The 3,087-nt window shown below is 74.0% G+C and carries 4 protein-coding genes; 2 read left to right on the top strand and 2 right to left on the bottom strand.

Annotated features, from left to right (window positions below; translation table 11 throughout):
- Nucleotides 1-325: hypothetical protein (locus tag ACWCSD_RS50435; RefSeq protein ID WP_449926621.1), on the bottom strand; the 325-nt coding region annotated here is incomplete at its 3' end.
- Between the two features lie 3 nt (nt 326-328).
- Nucleotides 329-871 (bottom strand): helix-turn-helix domain-containing protein, encoded by a 543-nt coding sequence (locus tag ACWCSD_RS50430; RefSeq protein ID WP_397163042.1) that lies wholly within the window; start codon nt 869-871, stop codon nt 329-331.
- Nucleotides 872-974: 103 nt separating this feature from the next.
- On the opposite strand from ACWCSD_RS50430, the gene ACWCSD_RS50425 reads away from it, so the two are divergent.
- Both ACWCSD_RS50425 and ACWCSD_RS50420 read left to right on the top strand, forming a co-directional pair.
- On the top strand, nt 975-2,120 hold the full coding sequence (locus ACWCSD_RS50425; RefSeq protein ID WP_397163040.1) for a sensor histidine kinase: 1,146 nt from the start codon (nt 975-977) through the stop codon (nt 2,118-2,120).
- Nucleotides 2,121-2,233: 113 nt separating this feature from the next.
- Nucleotides 2,234-3,087 (top strand): ROK family protein (locus ACWCSD_RS50420; protein WP_449926617.1); only part of this gene is annotated, 854 nt, incomplete at its 3' end.

Here is a 3,087-nt window from a genome sequence, read left to right as displayed (position 1 = left end):
CAACATCGTGCGGCAGTTCATCGTCAAGAATCCCGACGCCGCCGGACGCGGCACGATCGAGCAGCAGGTGCACCGCCGGCGTGTCACCGGTCACCGACACGAGCTGCCGCCGCCCGCCGAACAGGCCCCACACGCCGATCTTGACGTGGCCCGCCACGCTCAGCCCCTTGCGCGCGCCGCGCGGGACGCGCAGCGGTTCGCCCGCGACCCGCACCTCCCGCACGGACGCGACCGGGCACGCGTACCGGCCGTGACCGGTGAGGAACCGCTCCCAGCGCCCGAACTCGATCGTGACCTGACCCTCGTCCACCCATACCGTTGCCACAGTTCAGCCTTCCTTCAGGGGAAGCAGGACGGTCGCCAGCAAGCGCGGCGTACGCCCCTCTCCCGGCTCGTTCGCCAGCAGAGGGCGCACCAGCTCGGCGAACCCCGTGGCGAAGGCGACGAACTCCTCGTCGTCCAGGTGCAGGACCACCTGCTGGTATCCGGCGCCGTCGGCGGCCAGGTCGACGCGGTCCCGGTCGAGGTAGCGCGCGAACTCCGACAGCAGGCTGCCGGCGAACGCGGTGAACCACCGCGCGTGGTCCTCCGCCGACGCGGCGGCCAGCGCCTCGGGGGACGGCGTCAGGCCGCCCTCGGGCACCGCGTAGACCCGTTCGGTCGCCCCGCCGACCTTGCGCTCCTCGACCACCTCCAGCATCCCGGCCTTGGCCAGCGTCGCGATCTGCCGGTAGAGCGTCGCCTGCGGCACGTCGGGCAGCAGGCCCGCCAGGTCGGAGGGCGTACGGCGGCCCCCGGCGACGGCGCGCAGGATGCGGATGCGCACGGGATGCAGCGCCAGCTCGGCCCAGCGCTCTGTCGAGGTCGTCACGTTTCACACGTTATCACTATCGAGAATGAGAATGACACGGCTGCGGCATTTCCGCATGTCAGTGGCCTTATGGGGGTATGTGACGCCCGAGGGGGACCCGGTGATGGGAGCGACGGTCGGATACCAGGCGGCGTTCGAGGCGCTGCCGTGTCCCTGCATGCTGCTCACCCGGAGTCAGGTCGTGCTCGCCGTCAACGACGCCTACCTGCGGATGACCGGCCAGGACCGGGCGGAGGTCGTCGGCCGCGCCCTGCTCGGCGCGGCCCCCGTGCTGGGCGGCCTGAGCGGGTCGGGGGCGGCGAAGGTGGGCGCCTCGCTGGAGCGGGTGGCCGCCACCGCCGCCGGCGACGTCGTGCCGCTGCTGCGCGACGACTGGGATCCGCCCGGCCGGCGCCACTGGCGGCTGGCGAACGCCCCGGTGCTCGGCCCGTCGGGCGAGGTGACGGAGATCGTCGTCGTCTTCGGGGACGTCACCGGGTCGCTCGAACCCCGGCCCGCCGCCCGCCCCGACGGCCGCGCCTCCGGCCCCCTGAAGCCCGACGCGCTGCTGCACCAGGCCTACCGCCAGGAGCAGCAGAAGGTCTCCATGCTGCACGAGACGATCGAGCACCAGCAGCGGTTCGTCTTCGACGCCGCCCACGACCTGCGCAACCCGATCACCGGCCTGCTGACCGAGTTGGAGGAGGCCCTGTCCGATCCCGGCGCCGACCTCCGCCGGACCCTGCGCAGCCTGCACCGGGACGCCGAGCGGCTCAACGACATCGTCGGCGACCTGCTCGCCCTGGCCCGCCTCTACACCGCCCCGCCGCCCGGCGCCGACCTCGTCGACCTGGCCCGCCTGGTGGTGGAGGAGCTGGACGCGCATCCGCCGAGCGCGTCCGTCCACACCCGGCTGGAGCAGGACGTGGTGGTCCGGGCCTCGCGGGTCCGGCTGGCCCGGCTGCTGTCCAACCTGGTGGCCAACGCCGAACGCCACACCACCAGCAGGATCGAGTTCGTGGTCGCCGCCGCGCCGCCGTACGCCGTCCTGGAGGTCATCGACGACGGGCCCGGCATCCCGCCCGAGGAGCGGGAGCGCATCTTCCACCGGCTGTACCGGCAGGAGCAGGCGCGCTCGCTGGACGCGGGCGGCTCCGGCTTCGGCCTGCCGATCGCCCGCGAGATCGCCCACGCCTACGGAGGCGATCTGTTCGTGGCCGACCACCCGGGTGGCGCCCGCTTCGTCCTGAGGCTCCCGCTGGCGACGTGATCGTCCGCGGGATCGGCGGGCTTATGTCGATGCTCAGCCATAAGTCGTGCGCCATTCGGCGAAGATAGACTTGGGCTCCTCTGAAGTGGCTGCCGTCATCGGCGGAGAGGCTGGTGTTGACTCTGGACACGCTCAACGGCGCGACGGCGGGGGCCGGCGCGCTGCTCTCCCTGCTGCGGGACGGGCCGCCGCGCACCCGGACCGAGCTGGTCCAGCTCACCGGCCTGGCCCGGTCCACCGTGTCCCTGCGCCTCGACGCGCTGCTCCGCCACCGCTGGGTGCTGCCCGCCGACGAGGCCATCTCCTCGGGCGGGCGGCCCGCGGCCATGTTCGCCTTCAACCGCACCGCCCGGCTCGTCCTGGCCGCCGACCTGGGCGTCACGCACGAGCGGGTGGCGATCACCGACCTCGGCGGCACGGTGCTGGCCGAGCGCACCGCCGACGCGCCGATCGACGAGGGCCCCGAGGCGACGCTCGGGCGGCTCGCGCGCACGTTCGCCGACCTGCTCGACGAGAGCGGGCGCGACCTGGCCGACGTGTGCGGGGCGGGCATCGGCCTGCCGGGCCCGGTCGAGTACCCGACGGGGCGCCCGGTCAACCCGCCCCTCATGCCGGGCTGGGACCGTTTCCCGGTGCCCGAGTGGCTGGGGGAGCGGCTGGGCGTGCCGGTCTTCGTGGACAACGACGTCAACATCATGGCGCTCGGCGAGCAGCGCGCCGGGCGGCAGGCGACCGGCCAGCTCGTCTTCGTCAAGATCGGCACCGGCATCGGCTGCGGCGTGATCTCCGACGGCCGCCTCCACCGGGGCGCGCAGGGCGCGGCCGGCGACATCGGCCACATCCGGGTCGCCACCGCCGACGACGGCGTGCTGTGCCACTGCGGCAACGTGGGCTGCCTGGAGGCCCTGGCCGGCGGGGCCGCGCTGGCCGCCCGCATCTCGGCGACCGGCGTGCCCGCCGCGGGCGG

This window comes from Nonomuraea sp. NPDC001684, assembly GCF_053596515.1.
The sequence above is the reverse complement of the archived record's forward strand: the minus strand, read 5'-3'. Positions and strand labels throughout refer to the sequence as shown.

Bases quoted from the DNA above. Each gene is read 5' to 3' on its own strand.
- ACWCSD_RS50425 (WP_397163040.1), top strand. From the start codon at position 975: ATGGGAGCGACGGTCGGATACCAGGCGGCGTTCGAGGCGCTGCCGTGT.